The 24,839-nt window shown below is 65.5% G+C and carries 19 protein-coding genes; 5 read left to right on the forward strand and 14 right to left on the reverse strand.

The window, feature by feature from the left end; translation table 11 throughout:
• Positions 1-10: 10 nt before the first annotated feature.
• Complete coding sequence (gene hxlA / locus FHU38_RS14715) at positions 11-637, reverse strand: 3-hexulose-6-phosphate synthase (protein ID WP_167171639.1); 627 nt, start codon at positions 635-637, stop codon at positions 11-13.
• Positions 638-841: 204 nt separating this feature from the next.
• Between hxlA (FHU38_RS14715) and rpe the strand changes: the two genes are divergently transcribed.
• Positions 842-1,522, forward strand: coding sequence for a ribulose-phosphate 3-epimerase (gene rpe, locus FHU38_RS14720; protein WP_167176084.1), 681 nt, complete (start codon positions 842-844; stop codon positions 1,520-1,522).
• A gap of 100 nt (positions 1,523-1,622) precedes the next feature.
• Here rpe and FHU38_RS14725 read toward each other — a convergent pair whose 3' ends face one another.
• Positions 1,623-3,071 (reverse strand): DNA-binding protein, encoded by a 1,449-nt coding sequence (locus FHU38_RS14725; RefSeq protein WP_167171641.1) that lies wholly within the window; start codon positions 3,069-3,071, stop codon positions 1,623-1,625.
• 392 nt (positions 3,072-3,463) lie between these two features.
• Here FHU38_RS14725 and FHU38_RS14730 point away from each other — a divergent pair, with 392 nt between their 5' ends.
• On the forward strand, positions 3,464-4,858 hold the full coding sequence (locus tag FHU38_RS14730) for a DNA-binding protein (protein WP_167171644.1): 1,395 nt from the start codon (positions 3,464-3,466) through the stop codon (positions 4,856-4,858).
• Between the two features lie 488 nt (positions 4,859-5,346).
• Here FHU38_RS14730 and FHU38_RS14735 read toward each other — a convergent pair whose 3' ends face one another.
• From FHU38_RS14735 to FHU38_RS14750, 4 genes are all read right to left on the reverse strand, one after another.
• Positions 5,347-7,029 carry a PQQ-dependent dehydrogenase, methanol/ethanol family gene (locus FHU38_RS14735; protein WP_167171647.1) on the reverse strand — a complete coding sequence of 561 codons (1,683 nt, stop codon included), beginning with the start codon at positions 7,027-7,029 and terminating at the stop codon, positions 5,347-5,349.
• A gap of 16 nt (positions 7,030-7,045) precedes the next feature.
• Entirely contained in the window at positions 7,046-7,501 is a 456-nt protein-coding gene (locus FHU38_RS14740; protein ID WP_167171650.1) for an MSMEG_3727 family PQQ-associated protein, read from the reverse strand.
• 736 nt (positions 7,502-8,237) lie between these two features.
• The gene (gene katG / locus FHU38_RS14745) at positions 8,238-10,475 is read right to left on the reverse strand and encodes a catalase/peroxidase HPI (protein ID WP_167171653.1); all 2,238 of its coding nucleotides are present in this window, start codon (positions 10,473-10,475) and stop codon (positions 8,238-8,240) included.
• A 175-nt stretch (positions 10,476-10,650) separates the two neighbouring features.
• The gene (locus tag FHU38_RS14750; protein ID WP_313886784.1) at positions 10,651-11,205 is read right to left on the reverse strand and encodes a manganese efflux pump MntP; all 555 of its coding nucleotides are present in this window, start codon (positions 11,203-11,205) and stop codon (positions 10,651-10,653) included.
• A 1,231-nt stretch (positions 11,206-12,436) separates the two neighbouring features.
• Here FHU38_RS14750 and FHU38_RS14755 point away from each other — a divergent pair.
• A complete protein-coding gene (locus tag FHU38_RS14755; RefSeq protein WP_167176088.1) occupies positions 12,437-12,907 on the forward strand; it encodes a ribose-5-phosphate isomerase in 471 nt (156 codons plus the stop codon).
• A gap of 63 nt (positions 12,908-12,970) precedes the next feature.
• Here FHU38_RS14755 and FHU38_RS14760 read toward each other — a convergent pair whose 3' ends face one another.
• The 8 genes from FHU38_RS14760 to pqqC all read right to left on the reverse strand — a co-directional run bounded on the left by FHU38_RS14760 (position 12,971) and on the right by pqqC (position 22,474).
• Positions 12,971-14,026, reverse strand: a complete 1,056-nt coding sequence (locus FHU38_RS14760; RefSeq protein WP_167171657.1) for an HAD-IIA family hydrolase — start codon at positions 14,024-14,026, stop codon at positions 12,971-12,973.
• Positions 14,023-14,988, reverse strand: a complete 966-nt coding sequence (locus FHU38_RS14765) for a fructose-bisphosphatase class II (RefSeq protein ID WP_243852257.1) — start codon at positions 14,986-14,988, stop codon at positions 14,023-14,025. Before FHU38_RS14765 ends, FHU38_RS14760 begins: the two co-directional genes overlap by 4 nt.
• Before the next feature lie 164 nt (positions 14,989-15,152).
• The gene (locus FHU38_RS14770) at positions 15,153-16,130 is read right to left on the reverse strand and encodes a class I fructose-bisphosphate aldolase (RefSeq protein WP_167171667.1); all 978 of its coding nucleotides are present in this window, start codon (positions 16,128-16,130) and stop codon (positions 15,153-15,155) included.
• A 95-nt stretch (positions 16,131-16,225) separates the two neighbouring features.
• On the reverse strand, positions 16,226-17,215 hold the full coding sequence (locus FHU38_RS14775) for a LysR substrate-binding domain-containing protein (protein ID WP_167171671.1): 990 nt from the start codon (positions 17,213-17,215) through the stop codon (positions 16,226-16,228).
• Positions 17,216-17,835: 620 nt separating this feature from the next.
• The gene (gene pepN / locus FHU38_RS14780) at positions 17,836-20,382 is read right to left on the reverse strand and encodes an aminopeptidase N (RefSeq protein WP_167171674.1); all 2,547 of its coding nucleotides are present in this window, start codon (positions 20,380-20,382) and stop codon (positions 17,836-17,838) included.
• Between the two features lie 3 nt (positions 20,383-20,385).
• The gene (pqqE, locus tag FHU38_RS14785) at positions 20,386-21,507 is read right to left on the reverse strand and encodes a pyrroloquinoline quinone biosynthesis protein PqqE (protein WP_167171677.1); all 1,122 of its coding nucleotides are present in this window, start codon (positions 21,505-21,507) and stop codon (positions 20,386-20,388) included.
• Positions 21,504-21,779, reverse strand: coding sequence for a pyrroloquinoline quinone biosynthesis peptide chaperone PqqD (pqqD, locus tag FHU38_RS14790; protein ID WP_167171680.1), 276 nt, complete (start codon positions 21,777-21,779; stop codon positions 21,504-21,506). The genes pqqE and pqqD overlap by 4 nt, the downstream gene beginning before the upstream one ends.
• The gene (gene pqqC, locus FHU38_RS14795; protein ID WP_167171683.1) at positions 21,779-22,474 is read right to left on the reverse strand and encodes a pyrroloquinoline-quinone synthase PqqC; all 696 of its coding nucleotides are present in this window, start codon (positions 22,472-22,474) and stop codon (positions 21,779-21,781) included. The genes pqqD and pqqC overlap by 1 nt, the downstream gene beginning before the upstream one ends.
• 1,118 nt (positions 22,475-23,592) lie before the next feature.
• Here pqqC and hxlA (FHU38_RS14800) point away from each other — a divergent pair.
• Together hxlA (FHU38_RS14800) and FHU38_RS14805 are read left to right on the forward strand one after the other, a co-directional pair.
• Positions 23,593-24,219, forward strand: a complete 627-nt coding sequence (gene hxlA, locus FHU38_RS14800) for a 3-hexulose-6-phosphate synthase (RefSeq protein WP_167171639.1) — start codon at positions 23,593-23,595, stop codon at positions 24,217-24,219.
• Between the two features lie 220 nt (positions 24,220-24,439).
• Positions 24,440-24,733: a hypothetical protein gene (locus FHU38_RS14805; RefSeq protein ID WP_167171686.1), complete on the forward strand. Its 294-nt coding sequence runs from the start codon at positions 24,440-24,442 to the stop codon at positions 24,731-24,733.
• Positions 24,734-24,839: the final 106 nt, after the last annotated feature.

Here is a 24,839-nt window from a genome sequence, read left to right on the forward strand (position 1 = left end):
TGTGGATTCCTCAGGTGGCGCGTTGTTTGAGTTGTTTGGCGGCGGTGGTGGGGTCGGTGGCGTTGTAGATGGCTCCGCCCGCGACGGCGACGGTGGCGCCCGCGTCGCGGACCGCGGCGATGGTGTCGATCTTGATGCCGCCCGCGATGGAGAACGGCACCCCGGCGTGGCGCCCGTCCTCCAGCAGGGTGTCGATGGTGTAGCCAGGGCGGGCCTGCTCGTCCAGGCCCGCGTGGATCTCCACGAACGACACCCCCAGCTTAGCGACCTCCCGGATCCGCGACACCCGCCCGTCGACCACGGTGATCATGTCCGCGACCACCTCCTTGCCGTACCTGCGGCCCGCCGCGACCGCGCCACGCACGGTGTCGTCGTCGGCCGCGCCCATCACCGTGACCAGATCCGCCCCGGCCTCGAACGCCAACGCGGCCTCCAACTCACCGGCATCAGCGGTCTTGAGATCGGCGAACACCAGCTTGTCCGGATGCGCCGCCTTGATCGCGCTCACCGCGCCGATCCCCACCGACTTCACCAACGGTGTGCCCAACTCCAGAATGTCCACGTGCTCGGCCACCTGATTCGCCAACGTCAACGCCGACGGCAGATCCACCACATCCAACGCAACCTGCAACTTCACAGCAATCCTCCTCTAGACACTGCACGACGGAAGCCGTCCGCACCCGCCACCGACACCAGCCAATAACCCCCACGACACTTCCCCACCCACCCAAAACCCAGCAACACCCCACCACATGCGAAAACACAATCCCCCAATCCACACAACAAATAACCACCCACCAAACCCCACCCCCATACACTCGGTTTCGTGTCTAATCAGCCAATGATCGCGCCGTCCATCCTTTCTGCCGACTTCGCCCGGCTCGCCGACGAAGTGGCCGCCGTGACGGGAGAACCAGGCCGTGGAGCGGATTGGCTGCATGTAGATGTCATGGACGCGCACTTCGTGCCGAACCTGACCCTCGGGCTGCCGGTCGTGCGGTCGCTGCTGGCGACAACCGGCCTGCCGCTGGATTGTCACCTGATGATCGAGAACCCGGATCGCTGGGCGATCGGCTACGCGGAAGCGGGTTCGCACAACGTCACGGTGCACGTCGAGGCCGCCAACGATCCGGTCATGCTCGCGAAGGATTTGCGGGCAGCGGGCGCGAAGGCGGGGCTTGCGATCAAGCCGAACACCCCGCTGCAACCCTACGTCGACGTGCTCAAGCACTACGACACCCTGCTGGTGATGTCCGTGGAGCCCGGTTTCGGCGGCCAGAAGTTCATCGCCGCGGTCCTCGACAAGGTGCGCCAGGCGCGAAGGATGGTCGACAGCGGGCACCTGAACCTGATCGTGGAGATCGACGGCGGTATCAACACCGACACGATCGAACAGGCAGCCGAGGCCGGAGTCGACTGCTTCGTGGCCGGCTCAGCCGTCTACGCGGCTGACGATCCGGCGAAGGCCGTGGAGGGGTTGCGCGGCCAGGTGGAGGCGCTTCCCTCGCGCGGCCGGTGCTGATTCGCGTTCCTTGATCTCTCGCCGATGCGGCCGACCTTTTAGGTCAAGTTCGATCCTGCCCAAACTCATCATTCGGCAGCATCGGGTCGGACCGAAGCGCTTACACACCAAGCATTCGCCGGAGCTCCGGAGCGTGGCGCCGCGAAACCGGAACGAACTCATGGGAACGAGAGTCCATGATCAGGAAGAGCTCACCCTTGATGCCCCGTTCCAGTTCCGCGACCCGGCGAAGGTTGACCAGGAACCGTCGGTGCACCCGGCGGAACCCGTAGGGCGTCAGTGACCGCTCGACATTCTCCAGGCCGCGGGTGGCGGCTTGGATCTTGCCGCGTTCGGTCATCAGCCACACGACGTTACGGTCGGCCTCGGCGTAGCGGATCTCCGACGGAGCGAGCAGAACCAGCCGGTCGTTGCGCATTCCGATCACGCGCCGGGGCAACGGATTGACCACCGCTTCCGAGGCGCTCTCGTACGACTCGCCCTCTTGCACCCCGAAGACACACAGCATGCCCACCACATGGCTCGAGTCGACGACGGGTCGCATGGTCAGCGGAGTGGCTGACTCCCCCCGGTTCACGGTCACGGTCGCGTAGCCGCTCCACTGTGCGGTTCCCCGCGCCCGCTCCTTGGCCCACCGCACCACGTCAGCAAGCCCTGAAATGTCCGGGGTCCAGCGTTGCGCCGGTTCGATCGCGCCCGCCGCGAGGGGCGTTTCGCCGGTCAACCCGAGCAGCGCGACAGCCGCTTCGTTCGCGGCTATCACGTTTCCGCCGCGGTCCATCGCCATAAACGGTCGGCTGACCTGGCCGGAATTCTTGTTGAACTCAGCGATTACCTTGTCCGCCTCGTAGACCGCGCGTCGGTAGATCTCCTGTTCGACGCACACGACGGCTTTCGTCAGCCACAACGGCACCAGCTCGGACAGCGGCGCGTTCCATCGCGAGATGTTGATCGACGCGACCGGTGCGCCGGTCACCACGTCGCGGATGGAAATGCCCGCACAGGCCCACTTGTGGAAGGCTTCGCACCAGTGCTCCGGGCCCGTCACGGTCACCGCTCCGGACACCTCCAACGAGGTTCCCATCCCGTTCGTGCCGGTGCACTCCTCCGACCACGACGACCACGGGGCGAGGTTGTGCAGCTCCGCCCGTCGCTGCGCGGAGGGATCGCCCCAGACCCCGAGGACCCGCCCGCCCCCGTCCGTAACGGTGACAACGGCGCCGTCCCGTTCCACTTCCTGACCGGCCAACGCACCGAGACTGCCAAGCGCGGTGAAGATCACGTCGTTGTCGATTCGCTGGACATCGCCGCCCGCTCCCGGTGCGGCGTCCAGCGATCGGTCCACTTCGTACCGATCACGACACCGGTACCACGAAGCCAGGATCTCAGGCCGCACGCCCGTTTCCACGTCTTCGCCCGCGGCGAAGCTTTCCCAGGCCCTGGCCACCTCTCTCGCCGATGACGTCGTCATCAGCGAGCCGCTCGCCACGTGGTCGCGTCCGCTGGGCCTACTCGGTGCGATCGCCAGCGGTGGTACTCTCCCGGTCATCGCAACCTCCTTACGGCCTGACGCGCCGGGGTTTCCTGGAACCCGGACCGTGACAGAACTACAGAAAATTACTTGATATGACACGACATTTCAAGACATGTCCGCGTCGGTCGACCACACGCTTGTAGACAGACAACGCCGGCCCGCCGAGCCAGGTTGGCCGCAGGTCGACAACGACCGCCCATGAGCGGTTGGCCACCGCTCATCACGGGTTCACGTCCGTTCGTACGTCGTTCGCCCTCGGTCATCCCACGCTGCTTGCCCTCAAAACAAGGGGGAGCTTAGCCTGCGTCGGCAGCCACACAACGCGGCCCGACACGTCAAACGGCACGCGAGCGGCCAACGGCACTCGCGTACCGGCCGGGTTGGCAATAGACCAAAGGCGGTCTTACATGGCACAGGTACGCCGGCTCGACGCAACCTCTCGCAGCGATGGCGAGGCAACGGTGTACGGGGCATGGGAGCGGTTCGTGCGGGGCGAGGACGACCTCCGTGGTGTGCGACCCGAGATAGCGATTTCCTGGCAGCGGTGCCGGGACCAGTACCGGGTCGACCCCAATCTCATCGAAGCCCCGGTCGCCGTGGCGAAAGTCGACCACGCACTGGAGCACGACGTCGTGATCGCCGAACTCGGATTCCGCGCCGCCTCGCTGGAGCACGAAGTCAGCAATCTGGGCGGCATCTTAACCATCACCGACGCCTCCGGACGCATCTTGGCGCAATGGGGGGATCAGGCCACGCGCGCCGTCGCCGCCAAAGCCAACCTGGCACCGTGGTTCTGCTGGGCCGAGGGCGCCACCGGGACGAACGGCATGGGTACAGCGCTGATGTCCTACACCCCCGTGTTGATCCGCCGTACCGAGCACTGGTGCCAGGCCTTCCACGACTGGACCTGCGCCGGGGTGGCAGTACGGGACGTGGTGACCAGGGAACCGGTCGCGGTGCTCAACATCTCGTGCTGGCGAGGCGAGCTTCCCGCCGCCGTGGGTGCTTGGCTCGGCAACGCCGCCAAGATGACACAGCGGACCCTGCGACTGCGCGCCAAGGACGACGGCGCCGAACTGATGGCCGCCTTCAACCACGCCAGGTCGCGCTCGAGCGCGGCACTCGCGGCCGTGGATCCCGCTGGCCGGGTGGTGCTCGCCGACGACACGGCGGGCGTGCTGCTCGGCATCCCGGGCTCCACACCGGCGCCCGATCCCGCGGTGCGGTGGAAACCGGAACTGCCGGAGTTCATCCGGGCCTCCCAATATGCCGCCAAGCAAGCGGCGCGCAATCCGGATTGGGTGGGCTCGACGCAGATCTTCACCCGGCTCGCCAACGAACCGACGTCGATCAGCTTCAAGCCGGTGTTCCTGTCCGGGCACCTGGTTGGCAACGTCGTCTCCTTCGGCGTGTCCGAAGGGGACCCGTTGCCTCGGCCGAGCGGGGACGGTCCACTTCGCATGCAGCCGCGTCGTATGGTCGCCACGCGTGAGAATCGCATGGTGCTGCTACGGCTGCCTGAGGTCTCCTTCGCTCAGTCGGACGGCAACGACGTGTGGCTGTCCACCGACCAGGGACGGCTACGATCCGCATCGCCAGGCCTCGACAGGCTCGAAGCCGAGCTGAGCGATTCCGGCTTCCTGCGGGTGCACCGCCAGTACGTGGTAAACCTCAGCCGTATCCAGGAGGTCGAGCGTCGGTTCAAGGGCGAGTTGTTCCTGGTGATGGATGACCAGGCAAAGACGATGGTGCCGGTTTCCCGGCGAAACGCCGCGGCCGTGCGCCGAGCACTGGAGATCTGACCTCGACAACCCACCACGGCCGAGGCTCATTCCGCTTACTGCCCGCGGCCGGGTAGCCGCGGTTGGTAGGGTTTCAGCCCCGATACCGGTGTACGTCGCAGACGCAGTACATGAGACGGCAGCTGAAGCATGCGGGCTTGTCGACGCACGTGATACATGGCCCACAGTGCACCGGTTCGGTGTGACGCGCGACATCGGCAGGCTCGTAGTCCTCCCCGCAGTACAGGCAAGACAGACGCTCAAGTCCGTTGTCCTGCTTGGGCACCGACGACTGGTTCATCACATCACCTTCTGTGGTTCCAGGGTGGGGCTGCGACTCCCGCCACTGGCCGGAGTACGGGGATTCCGCCGTGGACTGGCACCGGACCGGTGGTCGAGGCGTCGGCAAGACACCTCGACCACCAGTCCCGTGAAAAGGAAACCGCCAGGAAGTTACCTCGGGTCTCGCGTCAGTACCACGTCAGTGCCATGTCAGTGGTACTTCCCGCTCACAGGGAGAACGTGATCAGCGAGGCACCGTGACCCTGACCTGACAGGCCGGGGACAATACCTTCGAGCCAGCCGCCCCAGCCGACCGGCACCGAGATGTACTGCTTGCCATCGATGCTGTAGGTACTGGGGCTGCTGTGGTGACCGCTGCCGCACTGGAAACTCCAGAGCTTCTCTCCGGTCTCGGCGTGCAGCGCCATGAACTCACCCGCGGGCGTGCCCGCGAACACCAGGTTCCCCGCGGTGCTGAGAGTCGACGCGGCCATCGGCATGTTGTTGAGCCGGTGCCGCCACTTCTCCTCGCCATGGGAGTCGAACGCACTCACCGACCCGGCCATGTTGTCGATGTCGACCTCGACCGCGGCACCCCAGTAGGGCATGCCTTCCTTGAACTCGCGGCGACGCCGGGTGGCAGTGGCACCCACATCGGCCACCGGAACGTAGAACAGATCGTGTTCCGGGTTGTACGACGCGTGCGTCCACTCCTTCGCACCGGCGGGGCCGGGGAAGAAGTGGCAGGGCTCGCCTTCCTTGTCCGGGTACTTCCGCGGGGTCACCTTGCCGTCGCGGGTGATGACGCCCCAGTCGATCCGGTCGACGAACGGCGTGACGTGCTGCAGCTCGCCGTTGGTGCGGTCAAGCACGAACATGTACCCGTTCTTGTCGAAGTGGGCCAGCAGCTTCTTGCCGTCCCGCTCGAACAGGGTCATCTCCATGGTGGAGTCGTAGTCCCACAGATCGTGGGGGGTGAACTGGTAGTGCCACTTGATCTCGCCGGTGTCGACGTCCAGCGCGACCACGCTGTCGGTGTAGAGGTTGTCCCCCTCACGGACCTCGCCGTCGAAGTCGGGAGCCGGGTTCCCGGTGCCGGCGTAGTAAAGGTTCAACTCCGGGTCGTAGGTTCCGGTGACCCAGTGGTTCGCGCCACCGCGCTGCCAGGCCTCACCATCGGCGGGCCAGGTCTCCGAGCCGGGCTCACCTGGCTTCGGCACGGTGTAGGTGCGCCATCGCTGCTCGCCGGTCTCCAGATCCCAGCAGTCGATGTGACCGCGGACGCCGTACTCTCCACCGGCGGAACCTGTGATGATGGTGTCCTTGATGACCAGCGGAGCGAGCGAAGCGCTCTCGCCCGCCCGCACGTCACCGATGGTCTTCTGCCAGACCTTCTCGCCGTTGGTGGCATCGAGCGCCACCAGCTGGGCGTTCTGGGTCACCATGTAGACCTTGCCGTTGGCCACCGCACAGCCGCGGTTGACGTTGGCGCAACACAGCGTCACGTCGAACGGGATCGCGTGCTTGTACCGCCACAGCTGCTCGCCGGTCTTCGCATCGAGCGCCCAGAGCCAGCCGTCCCAGCCGGTGACGAACATGACGCCGTCGACGACCAGTGGGCAGGCCTCGAACGCGTAGGTCGAGGTGGAGGCGATCATACCGGTGGCGCTCGCCTGGTGAATCCAGGCGACCTTCAGGTTCTTGACGTTGTCGACGTTGACCTGGTCGAGCAAGCTGTGCCGCTTGCCGTCGTAGTCGCCGTAGTACGTGATCCAGTTGTGCGATTCGCTTCGTGCCTGGAGGATGCGCTCGTAGTTGATACCGCGCGTCACGTCCGGAGCACGGTGCGGCAGGTTGGAAAGCTTGCTGTGGTTGAACGCCTCGCCGGCGTCGACGTATTCGACGGTCATGGTGGGTTTCCCCTTTCTACGGCCGCGGCTGCGCGGGTCGGTCGAGTTTGGCCTCCGGCGGCACTTCGCCACCCACGACGATGGCACCGGTAAGTCCCCTGCCCTCGTCGTTGCCTGCCGGCGACCCGTACCAGTAGCAGCCGGGACCGTCCAGCTCGAGAGTCGCGCGGCCCTTCGAGTGGTTCAACAGACCGATGAACTGCCTTTCACCGTTACTGGGCAGCAGGCAGGCGTGGGTGTTCTTGTCGTCATTGATGATCGTCAGCTCGACCTTCCCGCCGTGTGGCAGGATCAGGATCGCCGGGTCCCACGCCATCGCGTCCTCCGGGATGCGGATGGTCGCTTCCATCGTCCCGTCAGCCCGCTCGGTTGCCTTGCCGATTGAGCCGGTACCGAGCACGGCACCGATGGTTGCCCTGTTCTGTCCGGCGAGCTCGGCCAGGAGCTCCTCTCGTTCCTGGGCAGCCGTCATCGGACTTCACCTCCTCGTCAGCAATAGCTGAACATTCTGAAAGATTTCGCGGAACACATCACCCAAAACGAAATCGTCGTCGTAACGACAACGAAATCGGATACCCTCCAAAACGCTACGCACAACCGAACTTTTCCGTAGCGCACCAATTACAGGTGCCAATCAGTCTCAGATTTTCACTGCTGATCCTGTAACGAGTTCTTACCCTACACCGGGGCAAGCCATTCCGATATCGGTCGCCACCGACCGGCCCGACTCCACCGTTCCCCCGGCAAGAGCTACCGTTCGTGCGATCCTGCGGAGGACGCGATGCCGAGACGGCCGCACGTCAGCGAGGCTCACCCCACCTTCCGCACGCGGTGGTGGAGGCTGGGTGATGCCGTTGCCGCGGCGAGGTGCTGGCTGAAACCCGCGGTGTGGTCAGGGTTTTCTGGTTTCTGGGCCATCGCGCCGCCGACCGGGGTTTGCGAGATTCTTCGGCGCAGGCGCAGGTCGTGCCGGTCGGTCCTGGCAGGTGCGGTGCGAGCCGAGCGAAGGTGTCGGCCGCCTCCAGTGAGGCATAACCCTTGCGCCCCAGGTGATTCGGGGACGGCAGCACCCGAACGGTTCCCCCTGTCGTCGACGCTTTGCCTGGCCTCGAAGACCAGCACGAGCCCGGTCTTCGAGGCGGCTTGCACGACACGGTCAAAACCGCCGGACGATCACGTCCTGCTCTCTGTACGCACCAGCCGGCGTATCAGCGCGGATCGAAGCGGTCGAGTTCCATGACCTTCACCCACGCGGCGACGAAATCCCGGACGAACTTGGCGCGCGCGTCCTCGCTCGCGTAGACCTCAGCGAGCGCCCTCAGTTCGGAGTGCGAACCCAAGATGAGGTCGACCCGGCTCGCGGTCCACTTCACCTCTCCGGTGTCCCGGTCGCGGCCTTCGTAGATCGCCGTCCAGGCGTCCCCATCCCGCCTCGGCACCCACTCTGTCCCCATGTCCAGCAGGTTCACGAAGAAGTCGTTCGTCAATGATCCAGGTGCCGAGGTGAACACACCCATGGTGGAACGTCTGTGATTGGCGCCGAGCACCCGCAGTCCGCCGATCAGCACGGTCATCTCAGGCGCGCTCAAGGTCAGCAGGTTCGCCCGATCGACAAGCAGATGCTCCGGCGGCATCCGGAAACCGTTGCCGAGATAGTTGCGGAAGCCGTCCGCCGTGGGCTGCAACGCGTCGATCCACTCGACGTCGGTCCATTCCTGGGTCGCGTCCGTGCGCCCGGGGCGGAACGCAACGTCGATCGGATGGCCACCGGCCGCGGCCGCCTGTTCCACCGCAGCACACCCGCCGAGCACGATCAGGTCGGCCATCGAGACGCGCTTGGCCCCCTGTTGGGAGGCGTTGAACTGCTGCTGGATCGCTTCCAGCTTCGGCAGGACGACACCCAACTGCTCGGGCTCGTTGACCGGCCAACTGCGCTGCGGTTCCAGCCTGATCCGCGCTCCGTTCGCTCCGCCACGCTTGTCGCTGTCGCGGTAGGTGGAAGCCGACGCCCACGCCGTCGAGACGAGCTGCGCGACCGTCAGGCCCGATCCGAGGATCTCGCGTTTGAGGGCGGCGATGTCGTCGGCGCCCACCAGTTCGTGGTCCACCTCCGGCACCGGGTCCTGCCAGATGAAGCGTTCGGCCGGGACGAGCGGCCCCAGATAACGCTGGATCGGGCCCATATCGAGGTGCGTCAGCTTGAACCAGGCCCGCGCGAACGCGTGCTCGAACTCGTCCGGGTGCTCCAGGAATCGCCGCGAGATCGACTCGTAGACCGGGTCCTGCTGCAACGAAAGGTCCGTGGTAAGCATGACCGGGTGGTGCTTCTTGTCCGGGTCGAAGGGGTCCGGCACGGTGCCCTCGCCCTGGCCGTCGCTCGGAATCCACTGCCACAGGCCGGCCGGGCTGAGCTCGACGTCCCACTTGTACTCGAACAGGGTCTCGAAGAACGTGTGATCCCACGTGACGGGTGTGCGCGTCCACATCCCTTCCAGCCCGCTGGTCGTGGTGTCCGCGCCCTTGCCGGTACCGTGCGCGTTCGCCCAGCCAAGGCCTTGCGCGGTGAGCGGCGCGGCCTCGGGTTCAGGCCCAAGGTTGAAGGCCGGGTCCAGCAGCCCGTGGGTCTTCCCGAACGTGTGGCCGCCGCCGATCAACGCGACCGTCTCCTCGTCGCTCATGCCCATCCGCCGGAACGTCTGGCGGATGTCGCGGGCCGCGAGGACCGGATCGGGATTGGTGGCCGGGCCCTGCGGATCGACGTAGATCAGCCCCATCTCGGTGGCCGCCAGCGGTTCGTCCAGCTCGCGCAGACCGCTGTATCGTTCTTCGGCCAACCACTTGCGTTCCGGACCCCAGTACGTCTCGTCGGGCTCCCACACCTCGGCACGACCGCCGCCGAACCCTATGGTCTTGAAGCCCATCGACTCCAGCGCCCGGTTGCCCGCGAAGACCATCAGGTCCGCCCAGGAAATCCTGCGCCCGTACTTCTTCTTCACCGGCCATAGCAGCCGGCGCGCCTTGTCCAGGTTGCGGTTGTCCGGCCAGCTGTTCACCGGCGCGAAGCGTTGCATCCCGGCAGCAGCGCCACCTCTGCCGTCGCCGACACGGTAGGTACCCGCGGCATGCCAGGCCATGCGCAGCACCAGCGGACCGTAGTGACCGAAGTCGGCGGGCCACCAGTCCTGCGAGGTCGTCAGCACCTCGTCGACATCCCGCGCCAGCTCGTCGAGATCCAGAGTCTTGAATTGCTCGGCGTAGTCGAAGTCCGCGTCCAGCGGGGCGGCTACGCCAAGGTGCCGACGCAATGCCTTCAAGTCGACCCGGTGCGGCCACCAATCGTTGGGATCACCGCTCGCTACCGGATGATTCCGCCGCCGCGCAGGCCCCGTCTCACCCAGGACCTTGTCGTAGGTGCGGTAGACGTGGGTATCGGGATTCTCGGGCATTGGTGTCCTCCCAGGTGTTGCCGAGCCTGAGATATCGAGCACCTGGGCGCATTGCGCCGGGAGACCGGCACCAGCACGTCTTTCCGGTCGCCCGTGACCCGTACGATTCGCCCTTGTCGCGGGAGCTCGACCTCACGGATCCGGCTCAGGTCAAGCATACAACTGCGCCCGCCGATCACTCGAAAACCAGTGGTAGCAGGATTGCCGCACCGAAGAGCGAGACACCGCAGAGCAAGTCGGCGCGGATTCGGATGACCTTGGCCGCCATCTGCCCGACGAAGAGTCCGACAAACGACATGACCATCGTCATGATGCCGAAAGCCAGCATCGGGATGATGATAGAAAATCCGGCGATTCCCAGCCCCGCGCCCGCAACGAAGTTGTCGATGCTCAGCGAGAGTGGCATGCCGAAGAGTGTCACCCACGGGTGATCCAGGTCTTCCTCTTCCGGTTTCGGGTTCCGGATGGCTCCGACTATGAAGTAAACACCGTACAGTCCCAGCGCGACTGCCCCGATGTATTCCGCCCAGTCCCCGAGAACGTCTCCCAGGAAGTGACCGATCAACCCGCCCAACAGCGGACTCAGTGCATCCCATACTCCGAAGACGACAGCGACCTGCACGGCACGACGCCAACCAAAGGGAATGGTTCCGATAGCGATCGAGGAGCGGAAGTTGTCAAGACTGAGCCCGAAAGCGAGCGCTATCAGCGGAATGAATTCAAGAGACACCTGAACCACCTCAACATATCGCGTGGGGAGGGGACTGAGAATGGGTCGATTCTCGGCGGTCAGGGCTCACTGCTCGTGCGCATTCGCGTTCCGCAGCCAGAAAACTCGCCGCCGGGCACACCGCTTGTTTGAGTCCTGCGCTTTCGCAGGCGGTGATCGCGGGTACCGGCTCGGTACCGCGATCCCATGCGTGAGGTACCGCTTGACGTGGCTCATCGGAACCCGTTTTCGGCGTGTGCGCAAGGCCCCGCTGTGCGATCGATTGATTGATCCGGGGCCTTGCGCCAACGCAGCCGCAGTCTTGTTGCGGCTTTCAGCCATCTGCCGCGACTACGAGAAATCGAGCCACAGGCCGTGGAGCCCGGCTGTCAGCCCCGGTAGAAGTAGCCAGTGGCCTCAGCGCACACCTCGACGACCGTGTACTCCGGAGTTTCCCACTTCATATTTTCCTCCTCAGCTGTTCGGCTGCGCCCGGCGACTGGGCGAAAACCGGACTTTCGTGATCCGCGCAATTTCACGGACTGCACCCCGAAATTCCGCGGTCACGCAAGAGCATCTTAGATTTAACGGAGTCGTTGCAACTGAGCTTGAACCAGTGGTCGGGAACCGGTGCCGAACGGCATCCTGGAGCCTACGAGTGGTGGAGGCGCGCTCACCGACGGCACGAGCACAAGCACCCGGCCCCCGCCCCAACACTACCGGCGACCTGCGGAAACGTAGATCCGAGAGGTTCGACGACGAGCTAAGGGCAGCCGCGCCACCCAACCGCGAAGATCGCTTCACTCCCACCGAACGCGTCGGCGGCGGACGCTGCGGTGTTGAGGTCCGTTCCCGGGCATTCTCGTACCGCAGAGTACGAGCGCGCGGGTGACGACGTCAATGGCGAGGCCGGTTCATCCGGCTGCTACCAGCGGTTTTGCTGGTCGCCGCGCTCGTAGGCATCACGTGATCTTGCGGCTCCGCGGGTTCCCCGTTGGGCGCCGTGGCCGTCGAGTTGCTGCTCGGCACCCCACCAGCCGCAGGAGCGGCCGATCGCATCGTCGGGCAGCTCGGCCAGCAGATCCGGACCGTCGGTGCGGCACCCGCTTCCCGGCCTCTCCGGAACCCGGGGGACCACGCCCGCAACAACCAGGATCAGGCCTTCGATTTGTCGAAGCGCTATAAAACATCTAAATGTCCACCAGCTGAATGCGGAGGCATCAATCCAGCAATCGCGGATTACACTGCTTCAGTGCGAATCTACCTTGGTTGCGACCACGCCGGACTCGAACTCAAGAACCATTTTGTCAAGAGGCTCACCGACCTCGGCCACGATGTGATCGACGTCGGCCCCGCCGCTTACGACGCGAACGACGACTATCCACCGTTCTGCGTCGAGGCAGCGCGGCGCGTTGTCGCCGACGACGGCAGTCTCGGTCTTGTCATCGGCGGTTCCGGGAACGGCGAACAGATCGCCGCGAACAAGGTACCCGGGGCCCGCGCCGCGCTGACCTGGAACGTGGCCACGGCGAGGCTTGCCCGCCAGCACAACAACGCACAGCTGGCCGGCATCGGCGCTCGGATGCATACCGTCGAGGAGGCCGAGCGCATTGTGGACGCGTTCCTGACCACCGAGTTCGACGGCGGCCGCCACCAGCGCCGGATCGACCTGCTGGCCGGCTACGAGCGCACCGGTGAACCGCCGGCTCTGCCAGCAGAATGACGTGAGGGGCCACGCCGACGCAGACCCGCGTAGCCGCTCACGTGCGATCTCCAGGCAGCCCTGCTACCTGGCTTGATCCAGCTGGACCAGCCCGAGCCGGCGCTCGATCTTCTCCCAGATGCCGACATCGTCGGAGACCGCACGGCCGTCGTCGCGAGCGGCCCAGGCCGCGGTGACGACGGCCTGCAGCAACTTCCCGTTGTCGCCGCGATGCGGGACGCGGGGCACGGCGTCGGTGAGTTCGACGAGTAGCTCACGCGAGGAAGTGGGCACCGGCAGTCCGGGCGCGAGCAACCCGCTCAGGTCGGTGGCGACATACGTCGGACGCGAGGCCCTCTCTGCGAACGCCAAGTCCCGCAGCCGGCAAGCACCGCTCAGTACGAGAAGCGAGTCGAGGCCGGCCGAGTTGGCACCCTCGATGTCGGTCTCCAGCCGATCCCCGCACACCAGGGTGTCCGGCTGATCGGTTCCGAGCCGGAAGCGGGACAGGTCGAACAAGGCGGGCTGTGGTTTGCCCACGACATGCGGTGCCGCGTTGACCGCCGTCTGTACCAAGGCGACCAACGCACCGTTGCCGGGCGCTTCTCCGTACTGCGTGGGTAGCGTGAGGTCGACGTTCGTGGCCACCCAGCTGACTCCAGCTCCTACGAGGTAGCCAACCGCTGCGAGCTCACTCCAGGTGACATCGATGCCCAGTCCCTGAACGACCGCCTCGACCGGTGTGTCATCGAGATCCGCGACACGGATCGGCGTCAACCCGGCTTCGGTGAGCGCCTGCGCGACACCCGGCCCGCCGACCGCGCACACGCGTGCGCGTCGACCCAGCCGTTTCGCCAGGTATGCCGCTGCCGCCTGCGAACTGTTGACAACCGACCAACCATGCGGTGCGACACCCAGCGTGCGGAGGTGGCTTTCCACGTCCTCGGGAGGGCGGGATGCGTTGTTGGTCGCGAACACGACCGAGATACCGTCCGCCGTCACCCGGTTCAACGTCTCCACCGCATGGGGTACGGCGTTCGCGCCGCGGTAGACCACGCCGTCGAGGTCACAGATCAGGCCGCGGTATCCCGTGATGAGCGGCTCCGCGCGGACGGATATCGTGGTGATCTCGCCCGTCATGCCAATCGACTCTCCTCGCGCCGGTGTTGGGATTTGACTACCCGCACCGTTCTTGGCGAGCGACAGAGCACAATGGACTGTGTCGTGATACGACCGGAGTGTTGCTGCACACCACTCAGCACCTCGCTGCCGGTCACCCCGGTGGCGCAGAACAGAATCCGCTCGCCGCCGACCAGGTCCTCCGTGTGGAGGACTTCCTGAGCCGCCCCGCCAGGCCCGGAGTCCTCCGGCCGCGGTCGCGCCTGCAACGTCCCACCCAGGCACGACAGGGCAGCAGCGGCGACGACTCCCTCGGCTGCTCCCCCGATGCCCATCAGCAGGTCCACCGGGCTCTCCGGACGCGCGGCGGCGATCGCCGCCGCTATATCACCGCCCTCGATCAAATGGACTCGCGCACCGGCCTCGCGGATCTGGTGAACGAGCTCCCTATGCCAGGGCCGGTTGAGAACCGCGACAACGACATCCGCCACTCGGACGCCCTTGGCCGCGGCAACAGCTCGCAGGTTCTTCGCCACAGGGCGGTTGATGTCAACGACGTGGGCGCAGTCGGGTCCGGCGGCCAGCTTCTCCATGGAGCGAACCGGCGACGGATCGTACAGCGCGCCGCGCTCGGCCACCGCGATCGCCACGAGCGCGTTCGGCACGTCCCTGGCCGCGGAAAGTGCGCCGTCACCCGCGCTGATCCCGACGTCGCAGGCCGGGCCGTCCCCGTCGCCGACCTCCTCTCCGCCGGACAGTCGCTTGCCGTCCTCACCGATCACCACGACGCCGCGCATCGAAACCGACGTGATCAGCTGATGCATCGCATCGACGGCGGCGACCTTGCCGCTGTTCTCGTCGCCGCGTCCGACCCACCTGCCGGCCGCCAGCGCGGCGGCCTCGGTGACCGGCACGAGTCCAAGGGCAAGAGTGTGATCGGGTCCGTCGATACCGGCGGGCGAGCCAGCGTTGCGTTCCTCCAAGTGTGCACCTGCGGAAACCCTAGGGGTGCGCCAATTCTTGGTCCTCATCAACCTCAGTCCAGTTGAACTAGCAATGGCAGGAAACCGGGCGGAAGGCCGGGAGGCAGCGGGCGCGAACGCCGAGCCGAGGACGACCTGACCGCGGCCCGCCGCCGCTCGAGCACTCAGCGGGCGGCCGCGTTCGCGACAGCTCGTTCGGAAAGCGCCTCCTGGGCAGCGGCCCACTTGCCCTCGTCGCCCTGCCACGCCTCCAAGGCCGGTCCGACAAGTGCCCTGCCGAAGGAGTACGTGAGCTCCCAGGGGAGCGGATCGAGTTGCTGCATGGCCCCGAGGTGCTGCGTCGCCAGTTCCGGGCTCTGCCCACCAGACAGGAAGGCGATACCCGGTACCGACGACGGCACAGTAGCGCGCAGCGTGTCCACCGTGGCTTTCGCGACGTCCTCCACCGTGGGTCGCTCCGAACTGTCGGTCCCGGCAACCACCATGTTGGGCTTGAGGACGATGCCGTCGAGCTGCACCCGCATCAGGTCGAGTTCCTCGAACAACGACTCCAGCACCGAGGTCGTCACCTGTTGGCACTGCGCCAGCGAGTGGTCACCGTCCATCAGCACCTCGGGTTCCACGATGGGCACCAAGCCGCCTTCCTGGCAAAGGCCCGCATACCGCGCCAGCGCGTGCACGTTCGCGCGTACCGCACGAGCGGACGGGAGATCGTCACCAATCGTGATTACCGCGCGCCATTTGGCGAACGTCGCTCCGCCCTTCACGTAACCCGCTACTCGTTCGCGCAGCCCGTCGAGACCCTCGGTGATCTTCTCGCCCGGTGCTCCCGCCAGCGACTTCGCACCGGTGTCGACCTTGATTCCGGGAAGGATTCCCAGATCTTCGAGAAACCGTGGAAACGTGCGACCGTTGGTCAGCTTCTGATGGAACGTCTCGTCCGCGAGAATGACGCCACTGATCGACTCCTCCAGCCGAGGGGTGGTGACAATCAACTCACGGTAGGCTCGGCGGCTTTCCTCGGTCGGCTCGACCCCCACCTTCTCAAGCCGGGACGACATCGTCCCGATGCTCTCATCAGCAGCGAGGATTCCGCGCCTGTTGGAGACAAGGGTACGCGCGATCTTGTTCAGAGCTGACATCGTTAGTCCTCCTGCGTTCAACACCGCAACGGTGTGGCACGTTCGCGAATGGTTCCCGAATAAGGTCATCGACTCACTGGACGCAGACCGTTTTACTAGGCTCTCGCGGCGGGTTTTGCCTCCGCGAGAAGGCTGATCTTCATTCTCTGGTCAGGCAGTAGAACCGGCATCGGGCTGCCCTTCGACGCGGCGATCTCCACCAGTTCCCGCGCGTACTCCGCAAGCCCGCGGCCCTCGCTCCAAGCCGCGTAGATGGGCTTCGCCGGCAATTCCTGGTCGGCAGCCACCAGTTTCAGCCTGCCTTCGACGAGTTCGGACCGCACGGTGGAGATGTTCAGCACCGTGACCCGCTGGCTTGTCGCGACCGCTTGTTTGATCGCGGCACTGGAGGGTAGCTCGACGTAGCTTCCGGAGGCGCGCGCTGTCCTCAGCAGTTCATCCGTGAACTCCCGAAGTCCTGAGCCGCGCTCGCGTAGCACGAGTGCGGCGGAGGCCAGCTCCTCCACTGTCACGAGACTCTGCCTCCTGGCCCATGGATGCTTCGAGCCGACGACCACGGCCAGCCTGTCGTCGCAGATGTAGCGGGTAGCCATGTCGTCGCCAAATCGCTGCTGCACCTGGCTCCCAGGCTGGCACCAGCCGTCAATGAAGGCGAGATCGACATGGCGCGACCGGATCAGCCTGCGGAGCTCGTCGATGCTGCCTGCCTGCACCTCGACACGGGCCTCGCCGAACGAGAACCCGGACCGGTTCAGCCATTCCGGGATCAAGTGCTCGGAGATAGCCGGGCTGCACGCGATCCGCAGCCGTTTCGCTTCCGAGGACTGGGACGCCGATCCGAACTCAAGCAACTCTCGTGCTGCCTGCATCACGTTACGGGCGTACTTCGCCAGCATTTCTCCTTCCTCGGTGAGCTTCGAACCGGTAGGAGAGCGCTCCAGCAGCCTCAGGCCCAGGCGACGTTCCATCGCGCTGATTCGGATACTGGCTGCCGGCTGTGAAAGGCTGTGCGCCTGGGCGGCCTTTCCTACGCTGCCGTACCTCTCCACGGAAAGCAGCAGATCGAGGTCAGCGAGCTGAGGCATCTTTGACGGTAGAACCACGATTCACCTCTCACTCCAGACTTCGTCGTACGGTTGCCTGTGGTCGGGATGCTCGGCCCGCGAAGGATGCCGGGAGGCAGTGGCCGGCTACACCGTCGACTCGCGGTGTGCGATGAGCTTGCCCGGGCCCGGCACGCAGGGTCAATCTGTTGGACACAAACGCGCGCTGTCCGGGTATGAACGGTGCGCACCGCGCTACGTGCGGGCCTTACGGGAATCAAACGGCGGCGAAACCGCCGGTCGCCGCCTCAAACGCACGCACATTGACCCGCACCCGCCCGCGATCCCAACGAAAGAACGGCACCCGGTCAACGGATCCGTCCTCTGTTCGTGGCGACATCGGCACCGCTTGTCATCGATTCACCGCCACTCGTTCGACCCAGGTTGCCGAAATCCGGATACCTCGGCCAAAGTTGAGCGAAGCAATTGTGATCTCAGCGGTACGGCTATTTCCAGTCGAGCTGGCGGCAACGACCGGAACACCGTTGCGTTCCATTTCCCTGGGCGCGGGAGTTGACCGGTACCCGTAACGGGAGTCCTGCTGGCGGGCGGCTTCGGCAGCCGTGTGCACCGCAGCCTCGCGCCGGCCACCGAACTCCCGGTCAGCGTGTCCTGCCCGCCTTGTCGCACGCTCGTGCGGCCCGCATGATGACGAGCTCGGTTCGTTCCTCGCTGACCACCTTGTGCACGTTCTCGGGGAGCAGCTTGTTCTCGAGCAGGGCATCAGTAGCCGCAAGCACGCTTTGCTCAGCGGTGGTGAAACGGGGATAGAGCGCGCCGGCGAACGCCGACCAGAACTCGGGCTCGGCGGCTTGCGCCGAGCTCTCCAACGCTCGCAAGTAGCGGTCCGCGTACGGGGTGAGCAGCGCCTCCTGGCCGGGTTGGCGCAGCCCCGCCATGATGGCTTTGCGTTCCGCGAGCGAGAAGCTGCCACTGAACAACCGCGTCCACGCTTCTTCCTTGGCGGCGGGGACCGGACGTGCTGCTTGTGCCGTCAAAGCGTTCCGGAGTCCGCTGTCTCCCGGATCGGCTTCCATCGCGATGTCCAGAAGTCCTTCGAGGTCGCAACCGGTCGACGCGAGCCGGAGCAACGCTCGCCATCGCAGATCGCGATCTACTTCCAGTCCCGGCCATGGGGACCGCCCGCACACCATCTCGCTCAGCAGATCGTGACCGTCGGCCTGGACGAGATCCACCAGGGTACGGGCAAGTACCAGCTGGCGATCGCTGCCCGCGGCGGCACCGGCCAACTGGTCGCGGACTTGACGTGCAACGCCTGCGAGCGCTCGGCAGCTGCTGGATGGGTCACCATAGACCCGCACCGCTGCCACAGCGCGCTCCAGGAGCACCTCCATTACCCCGACATCGCTCTCCTTCACTCCATGCGTGAGAACGGCCGATGCGTAGCTCCGTGCCGGCAGTCGCGCGTCGAGCACGTCGTCCCACAACGCTCCCCAGACGACTGCTCGCGCTCGCGGATCATCCAGTGTGGACAGACCTCGCAACGCCGTCAGTCGCGATCGTGGATCGAGCCTCACCTTGACGGGGCTCACCGCATCGTCGTTGGGCAGCAGCAGGTCCGGACTCCGCCCGCCGAACACCGTGAGGTCACGTTCGCACTCATCAGGACTGAGTGTCACCTGCGCGCGTTGCCGCAGCACCAGCGTGCCCTCGCAGTCGTCGAACGCGGCGACCCTCAGATTCAGATGCCGCGGCGGAACGGCCGGATCGGGAAGCTGCACGGCCCTGGCGCAGGCCGCGAGTCGAGACACCTCGACGGTGTTGACGCCACGACGCAGCAGCCATTCGTCCACCCAGCTGTCCACATCTTCGGTCGATACCCGCCGCAGCGCGGCAACGAAGTCGTCAAGGCCGGCGTTTCCCCACGCGTGTGTCCGCAGATATGTCCGTACACCCGCGACGAAGGACTCCCAGCCCAAGCCGGCAGCGAGGGCGCGGAGCACCGCTGCGCCCTTTCTGTACACGATCGGGCCGAAGTTCGACCGCGCAGCATCTGTGTCGGCGGTTTCGACCCGGATCGCGTGACTGGTAGGAAGCCGGTCGCCATGTCGAGCTACCGGCAGCGCGTGGTGCGCGAAGCCGGTCCAGCCTTCGCCGTACCGGGTCGCTTCGGGCTGCGCGACGACCGACATCATCGTCGCGAAGGCCTCGTTAAGCCAGAGATCGTCCCACCAGCGCATCGTGACGTAGTCGCCGAACCACATGTGGGCCATCTCGTGCATCAAGAGCTCGGCTCGTCGCCGCCTCTTGTCCCCAGTGACCCGGTGCCGGAACAGGAATCGCTCGTTGAGCGTCACGCAGCCAGGGTGTTCCATCCCTCCGAATGTGTACTCGGGCGCGAACACGTGATCGTACTTGGCGAACGGGTACGGCAGGTCGAACAACTCACTGTAGAAATCGAGGCCACGGCTGATCACCTCGAACAGCTCGGGCGCTTGGCCGGTGAGCTCGTCGAGTAGAGACTCCCGTGCGTACAGCGCCAACGGCACCCCGCCGTGTCTCGACCGCATCCTGCGAAACGGACCGGCGGCCAAGGCCACCAAATACGGCGGCAGTGGTGGCGTGCGTCCGAAGCGCCATGTCGAACGCCCGCCGCCGGCGAGCGCGAGCCGCTCGATTGGGTCGGTGTTGGCGACCACCGCCCAGTGATCGTCGGCGGCGACGGTCAGGTCGAACCTGGCCTTCAGGTCAGGCTGGTCGAAGCAGGCGAACACCGTGTGCGCCGCGAACGGCTCGAACTTGGTGTGCACGTACACCTGCCCGTCGAGCGGGTCGTGGAAACGATGTAGTCCCTCGCCCGTTCGCGAGTACGACGCGGTACCGGCCACCCGAACCGTGTTCGCGCCAGGTCGCACGTCCAGCCGGATGCGCGTCCCGTCGTGCGCTTGCGGCCCCAGCTCACGGCCGTTGCACTCGACCGACTCGACCTCCCCCACGAAGTCGAGGAATACGCGCGCATCACCGGCCCGCGCCCGGAAGCGGACGACCGTGCTCGTCGCGAACGTCCGCTCGCCTGCGGTCAGATCGAGCTCCACCGCGTAGTGAACATCGGTAACCTCGGCCGAACGCGCTGCCGCCTCATCCTGCGTGAGGTTGCTCCTGACGGCAGCGCGGCTTTCGAGCGGCATCGTTCACCTCCGTGCCGACGTTGGCGGGCGGCGGTAGACAAGCTTCTCGTGGCTCGCTTCGCCGCCTTCTGTGACGTCCTGCTGGTTGGCACGAACAACAGCGTCCTGCACCAGGTGATGGTCGGGCGAATGCACGCAAACGGGATCGGTACGTGCCGGATCACCGGTCAGCACGAAGGCCTGGCAACGACATCCGCCGAAGTCCGTCTCCTTGCGCGGGCAGCTGCGGCACGGGTCGGACATCCACCCGGTTCCCCGGAATGCCTCGAACGCTTCGGACTTGAACCAGATCCACTCGAGATCGCGGTCGCGAACCGAGGGGAACTTCATCGTCGTGATTTCGGCGGCCACCGGACACGGGTAGACCGCTCCGTCCGGGGCGACGGTCAGCGCGGTCTGCGCCCAGCCACCCATGCACGGCTTCGGATACGGCTCGTAGTAGTCCGGCAGTATCCACAGGAGTTCCATGTGCTCCCCCAGCTCAGCCTTGCGGCGTTCGTATACGCCGACCGCTTCGTCCAGCTGGGCTCTGCTTGGCATCAGTAGCTCTCGGTTGCGAAGCGCCCAGCCGTAGTACTGGGTGTTCGCGAGTTCCAGGCGTTCGGCCCCCCACGCCACGCAGACGTCTATGATCTCGTCCAGTCGAGACAGGTTCAACCGGTGTAGGACCACGTTCATGTTCAGCGGCAGTCCGGCTTCGCGGATGATGCGCGCGGCTTCCTCCTTCTTGTCGAATCGCTTGCTTGCCGCGACCAAGTTCGTCGACTCGGCGGTGTCGCCCTGAATGCTCAGCTGCGCGCTGTTGAGCCCCGCCGAAACCAGCGACGTCGCACGACTCTCCGTGAGTCCGAGGCCGCTGGTGATGAGGTTGGTGTAAAGGCCGAGGTGATGGCACTCGGCGATCAGCGTCTCAAGATCGCCGCGAACAAGGGGTTCACCACCTGAGAAATGGACCTGTACGACACCGAGCGCGGCAGCCTCGCCGATCACCCGTAACCAATCGTCGGTGCCCAACTCGTCACGCCGATCGAGCAGTGTCAACGGGTTCGAGCAATAGACGCAGTGCAACGGGCATTGGTGTGTCACTTCGGCCAGCAGGCCGAACGGCTGCGGGATGCCGTTCATGTGACCACCACCCAGCCCCGTCCGCGCGCGTCCTTGAGGAACGTCACCACGTCGTTCGCCAGATCGGTAGCCTCGAAATCGTGCTCAAGCTGGGCGACCAGCTCCCGCACGGTCCGGCTGCCGTCGCACAGTCGCAAGATCGCTGCCCCGGACTTGTTCAAGAGCACCACCCTCTCAGGGAGCAGGAGCAGCTCCACATCCCGGACACCGTCGTGCCTGAGCATCGCCTTCGTTGCCAGCTTCGGGACGGCTGTCAAGTCGGATTCGTCCATCACGAACTCTTGCTGTACGCCAGTTCCACGGCATCCAGCAGACTCCAGAGGACATCACACTTGAACTCCAGCGCCCGTACGCACGCGTCCTGCTGTTCCCTGGACTTCGCGTTGTCGAGCACCAGTTCGAGCAGATGAGCGATGTCCTTGGGCTGCTGGGTGAGCCGCGCTCGGAAGTACTCCAGCCCTTCCGAGGCTATCCACGGGTAGTGGTGCTGGACGTCGGTGATCCGGCGGCTGAGCAGGTCCGGCGCGAACAGTTCGGTCAGTGCCGAGGCCACGGCCTCCAGCCATGGCTTCTGCCGGCAGAAGTCCACATAGGCGTCCACGGCGAACCGCACCCCGGGCAGCACCGTGTCGACGTCGAACAGCTCTTCGCGGGTCAAGCCGACAGCTTCACCGAGACGAACCCACTTCTCGATACCACCCTCGTCACCCGTCCGGCCGTCGTGATCGATGATGCGCTGAATCCACCGGCGCCGGTCTTCCCTGCCGGGGAGCTTGGTGAGGATGAACGCGTCCTTCTTTGGCAGATTCATCTGGTAATAGAAGCGATTGCGCACCCAGCCTCGGAACTCCTCCTCGGACAGCAGGCCCGTATGCATCCGCTCGTTGAACGGATGCAGATGGTGGTACCGCTCTTCTCCGATAGACCGCAGGCGCGCCTCGAACTCCGAGGCAGACCAAGCGTTCATGTTTCCACCTCCAAGCCGGCTCGACCGATTTCGATGTCCAAGTCCGTCACCCAACGCCGTGCTTTGGACACTTCGCCGAATATCGGGTTCGCATTGTTGATGTGCGTGTAGGTCTTCCGCTTCGCCAGTGGTGCGGCCGGAACGCGAGCAGAGCTGCCAAGGGGCCCCCGCCACGCGTGAAGCCGCGATGACACACGCGGGGATCGCCGTTTCCGCCCGACGGTGAGCAATGGCTGCTGTTGAACACGGTTCCGGACGTCCGTCGTCAGTTGGCGGCTGATCCCTGCCCGCAGCCAGGTCCCGGATCCGGAACGCTCGGCGCGAGCACAGTTCCACCGCGGATTACCTCCGCCTGCCGCCGCTTCCGGGAAATGAATAGACACAGCGCGAGAGCAATCGACTAGCGGCGGCGGCAGTAACGGCCGGCTGCGACGAGCGCGTGCGCTGCAGGCAGGTCGGGTGTTTCCCGCCTCATGGCGTCCTCCCTCATGTTCGACCACTCGCGATGGCCGTGCGACAACAGGCTCCGTTGCCCGCCGAGGGTTGGTTCAGGGTGATTGTCGGTCTGCTTCGCCCCGAACTCGGCTTGCATTTCGCACAGCTTGTTCGTTGTCGCCACGCGTGGCAACTGATCACGAACGACCGGGGCCAAATCACGGACGAACGGCAGCCACGCTGCCACGAGCGGACTGGTGTGGCCGCAACGGCCGCGCTGACTGCCGGAATCCGGGGAACGCTTTCGCTCGACGAGCTCCTGGCCAGCAGTTATACAGCCGACGCTTGTCGCCGTCGACTTCCGCAGGCCGCGCCCTTCCGTGACCGGCGATGCGGCCCGCACTACGCGGGAGACACCTGTTCCGCGAGACACCGCGAACCGCCGCGAATCCGGCGGCATCGCAGCCAAGCCCCTCCAGCTCGACCCATAACTCAATACCGAGTGTATGGGGGTGGGGTTTGGTGGGTGGTTATTTGTTGTGTGGATTGGGGGATTGTGTTTTCGCATGTGGTGGGGTGTTGCTGGGTTTTGGGTGGGTGGGGAAGTGTCGTGGGGGTTATTGGCTGGTGTCGGTGGCGGGTGCGGACGGCTTCCGTCGTGCAGTGTCTAGAGGAGGATTGCTGTGAAGTTGCAGGTTGCGTTGGATGTGGTGGATCTGCCGTCGGCGTTGACGTTGGCGAATCAGGTGGCCGAGCACGTGGACATTCTGGAGTTGGGCACACCGTTGGTGAAGTCGGTGGGGATCGGCGCGGTGAGCGCGATCAAGGCGGCGCATCCGGACAAGCTGGTGTTCGCCGATCTCAAGACCGCTGATGCCGGTGAGTTGGAGGCCGCGTTGGCGTTCGAGGCCGGGGCGGATCTGGTCACGGTGATGGGCGCGGCCGACGACGACACCGTGCGTGGCGCGGTCGCGGCGGGCCGCAGGTACGGCAAGGAGGTGGTCGCGGACATGATCACCGTGGTCGACGGGCGGGTGTCGCGGATCCGGGAGGTCGCTAAGCTGGGGGTGTCGTTCGTGGAGATCCACGCGGGCCTGGACGAGCAGGCCCGCCCTGGCTACACCATCGACACCCTGCTGGAGGACGGGCGCCACGCCGGGGTGCCGTTCTCCATCGCGGGCGGCATCAAGATCGACACCATCGCCGCGGTCCGCGACGCGGGCGCCACCGTCGCCGTCGCGGGCGGAGCCATCTACAACGCCACCGACCCCACCACCGCCGCCAAACAACTCAAACAACGCGCCACCTGAGGAATCCACACCCGGCTTCGTTGTGTGCCAAGCAGAAGCTTGGCGCACAGCGAAGGCGGCAAACCCTGACGCCCCGGGGCTTCACTGTGCAAGACGGGCTGGCTACCACACCGCCGCGAATGGACAGTCCAATGGCGAGCACCGCCTGGCTGGCAATCGAGCAGGAGCGGCCCTACCAGCGGTCCGCAGCGACAGTTCGAAAAGAGAGAAGGGAGCCGGCGTGGAAGGCCAAGAGTCGGGTGAGCGGCCTGAAAGGGCAACAGCCACTCACGATACTTACTGCTCCCTGCTGTTGCAGGCCGCGGGCGTGCTGCGGTTGCGCTACGTGCAATCCCGCCGCGATACCAGTCTGTCCCCGGCAGCGGCGAAGGAACTGGCAGAGATTCTGGAGGGCGTCGCCAAGGGGTATCCCGCCTTTGACCAGATCGATCCGAACGAGGCGATCGCCCTGGCGCATCGACTGATCGACGACGATCACCCTGAGCTGTCACGAATATGGCCAAGGACTGAATGAGCAGCGGAGGTCTCACAGCGCAAGCGATCGAGCGCCGTGCATACCTGCCCCAACGCGACCCACTCGATCGCAACTGGTCGTCAAGTCGCGGTGGGAGGCCGTGCTC

Origin of the sequence: Saccharomonospora amisosensis (assembly GCF_011761185.1) — a bacterium.
Lineage (GTDB): Bacteria > Actinomycetota > Actinomycetes > Mycobacteriales > Pseudonocardiaceae > Saccharomonospora_A > Saccharomonospora_A amisosensis.

Coding starts and splice junctions, on each gene's coding strand:
- rpe (WP_167176084.1), top strand. CDS start 842: ATGATCGCGCCGTCCATCCTTTCTGCCGACTTCGCCCGGCTCGCCGAC.
- FHU38_RS14725 (WP_167171641.1), bottom strand. CDS start 3,071: ATGACCGGGAGAGTACCACCGCTGGCGATCGCACCGAGTAGGCCCAGC.
- FHU38_RS14730 (WP_167171644.1), top strand. CDS start 3,464: ATGGCACAGGTACGCCGGCTCGACGCAACCTCTCGCAGCGATGGCGAG.
- FHU38_RS14735 (WP_167171647.1), bottom strand. CDS start 7,029: ATGACCGTCGAATACGTCGACGCCGGCGAGGCGTTCAACCACAGCAAG.
- FHU38_RS14740 (WP_167171650.1), bottom strand. CDS start 7,501: ATGACGGCTGCCCAGGAACGAGAGGAGCTCCTGGCCGAGCTCGCCGGA.
- katG (WP_167171653.1), bottom strand. CDS start 10,475: ATGCCCGAGAATCCCGATACCCACGTCTACCGCACCTACGACAAGGTC.
- FHU38_RS14760 (WP_167171657.1), bottom strand. CDS start 14,026: ATGACGGGCGAGATCACCACGATATCCGTCCGCGCGGAGCCGCTCATC.
- FHU38_RS14770 (WP_167171667.1), bottom strand. CDS start 16,130: ATGTCAGCTCTGAACAAGATCGCGCGTACCCTTGTCTCCAACAGGCGC.
- FHU38_RS14775 (WP_167171671.1), bottom strand. CDS start 17,215: ATGCCTCAGCTCGCTGACCTCGATCTGCTGCTTTCCGTGGAGAGGTAC.
- pepN (WP_167171674.1), bottom strand. CDS start 20,382: ATGCCGCTCGAAAGCCGCGCTGCCGTCAGGAGCAACCTCACGCAGGAT.
- pqqE (WP_167171677.1), bottom strand. CDS start 21,507: ATGAACGGCATCCCGCAGCCGTTCGGCCTGCTGGCCGAAGTGACACAC.
- pqqD (WP_167171680.1), bottom strand. CDS start 21,779: ATGGACGAATCCGACTTGACAGCCGTCCCGAAGCTGGCAACGAAGGCG.
- pqqC (WP_167171683.1), bottom strand. CDS start 22,474: ATGAACGCTTGGTCTGCCTCGGAGTTCGAGGCGCGCCTGCGGTCTATC.